A 2,248-nucleotide genomic window follows, 5' to 3' on the forward strand; every position below is an offset into this window, starting at 1 on the left:
GACCAACACTTAACGATGATGTTGGCTGATGTACCGCCTTCGCGAGCAGGCTCGCTCCCACAGGATCTGCGGCATCGTTGAATAATACTTACCCATGAAAAAGCCCCCGCAACGTCAGGCTGCGGGGGCTTTTTTGTGCGCGGGCGGTTTAGAACGCGCCCATGTAATCGCGCTTGCCCACTTCCACACCGTTGTGACGCAGCAGTGCGTAAGCGGTGGTGACGTGGAAGAAGAACTGCGGCAGGCCGTAGGTCAGCAGGTAAGCCTGGCCACTGAAGCGCTTCTCTTTCGGCGTGCCTGGACGCGTCACGATCTCGATGCCTTCCTTGCCGTCGATCTGCTCTGGCTTGATCTCGCCGATGTAGGCCAGAACCTTGGTGATCAGGGCTTGCAGTTCAGCGAAGGTGGTTTCGGTGTCGTCGTACTTCGGCACTTCGATCTCGGCCAGGCGCGAAGACACGCCTTTGGCGAAATCAACGGCGATCTGCACCTGACGCACCAGCGGGAACATGTCCGGGTACAGGCGGGCTTGCAGGAATGCGTTCGGGTCGATGTTCTTGGCGGTGGCGTGGGCTTCGGCCTTGTTCAGAACGTCGCTCAGGGCGTTGAGCATTTGTTTGAAAACAGGAACGGAAGCGGCATACAGGGAAATAGTCATGACAGTCTCGTGTGGTGACAGGAGGAAAACGTGGGCCGATTATAGCCATGCCCGCCCCTCCTGCGGCTTGTCTTTTATCCAGCAAGGATTAGGCTAGGCGGCTTCGACTGCATGCTTCGATTGCATAGGGAAAAGCGCGATGAGCACTGAGCAAGAAACGACCTTCGACGAGCCGCGCCTCAACAGCACGGAAATCCGCATTCTGGGCTCGTTGATCGAGAAGCAGGCCACCAGCCCGGAAACCTATCCGCTGACCCTCAATGCGCTGGTGATTGCCTGCAACCAGAAAACCAGTCGCGAACCGGTGATGAACCTCACTCAGGGTCAGGTCGGCCAGAGCCTGCGCGCCCTTGAAGGCCGCGGGTTTACCAAACTGGTGATGGGCAGCCGTGCCGATCGCTGGGAACATAAGGTCGACAAGGCGCTGGAACTGGTGCCGGCCCAGGTGATTCTGACGGGGCTGTTGTTTTTGCGCGGTCCGCAGACGGTCAATGAACTGCTGACCCGCAGCGCACGCATGCATGAGTTTGAAGATGCCGAGCAGGTTGTGCACCAACTGGAACGTCTGATTGCTCGCGGATTGGCACTGCTGATTCCGCGTCAGGCCGGCCAGCGGGAAGACCGCTATATGCATGCGCTGGGGGATCCGGCGGATATCGAAGTCATCCTCGCCGCCCGGCAAAACCCGGCCGAACGCAGTGCCGGTAGCGGTGTGTCGGTTGAACGAATCGAAGAGCTCGAAGCGCGGATTGCCGCACTCGAAGAGCGCCTGGCGCGCCTCGAATAACCAACGTTGTGATTTGTAGGAGCTTGCCCGCGAAAGCGATTCAACACTATCGTCGAACTGAAAATCGCCTTCGCGGGCAAGCCTCGCGCCTACTAAAGGGAGTGCTACTCGCCGTCCCAGTAATCCACGCCATCGCCCGGCCGGGCGATGGCGACGAAGCCTGAGGGATTACCTTCGGCGTCGACCTTGAAGTGGTCCATCACCACGTATTTGCCGGAATCCGGGTACTCGCAAATCTCCGGCGATTGCTGGGTGCTGACCGCCAGGTAGCGCAGTTCGCCCTTGCTGGTGTTGATGATCTGGTGCGCCGCTTCAGGACCGCCCGGCGGGCAGGCGATCACGTCGCCGGCGCGGATCGGAAACCGTTCGGCACCGAGGCGCACCTCCCCTTCCCCGGCCACGACGTAAAACATCTCCTCGTTGACCCGATGGCTGTGAAACGGGCTGCCACGCATGCCTGGTTCCAGCACGTATAACCGATAACCGAGCTTTTGCGACCCCAACTGCTGTCCGACACGGGCCATTCTCTGTTGGTAGCGGCCGGCGGTATCACCGGTGGGCGCCAGGGCTTCGGGCAACGGTTCGAGTTCGACCTGATTCAGGTTGAGAATGGGGGGATGCATGGGAACCTCGGGCACGGTTTGTTGGTTGGGGCGGCAAGTCTTTGCTGGCGGGGAGTATAGGCGGCAGATGCACTTGAGAGACCGAGTTGCGCCCATCGCGAGCAGGCTCGCTCCCACAGGGTTTTCTGTCGGACACAAAAAATGTGTACGACGCCAATCCATTGTGGGAGCGAGCCTGCT

3 protein-coding genes are annotated in these 2,248 nt (G+C 59.8%); 1 reads left to right on the forward strand and 2 read right to left on the reverse strand.

What is annotated here, in order from left to right:
* Positions 1–148 precede the first annotated feature (148 nt).
* Positions 149–658, reverse strand: a complete 510-nt coding sequence (locus tag QMX98_RS34155) for a DUF1993 domain-containing protein (RefSeq protein ID WP_010458678.1) — start codon at positions 656–658, stop codon at positions 149–151.
* A 139-nt stretch (positions 659–797) separates the two neighbouring features.
* Here QMX98_RS34155 and QMX98_RS34160 point away from each other — a divergent pair, with 139 nt between their 5' ends.
* Positions 798–1,445, forward strand: a complete 648-nt coding sequence (locus QMX98_RS34160) for a DUF480 domain-containing protein (protein ID WP_010458677.1) — start codon at positions 798–800, stop codon at positions 1,443–1,445.
* A 104-nt stretch (positions 1,446–1,549) separates the two neighbouring features.
* Here QMX98_RS34160 and QMX98_RS34165 read toward each other — a convergent pair whose 3' ends face one another.
* Positions 1,550–2,068, reverse strand: coding sequence for a cupin domain-containing protein (locus QMX98_RS34165; protein ID WP_010458675.1), 519 nt, complete (start codon positions 2,066–2,068; stop codon positions 1,550–1,552).
* Between the last annotated feature and the right edge of the window lie 180 nt (positions 2,069–2,248).

Source organism: Pseudomonas sp. PS02303 (assembly GCF_029959925.1).
GTDB lineage: Bacteria > Pseudomonadota > Gammaproteobacteria > Pseudomonadales > Pseudomonadaceae > Aquipseudomonas > Aquipseudomonas mandelii.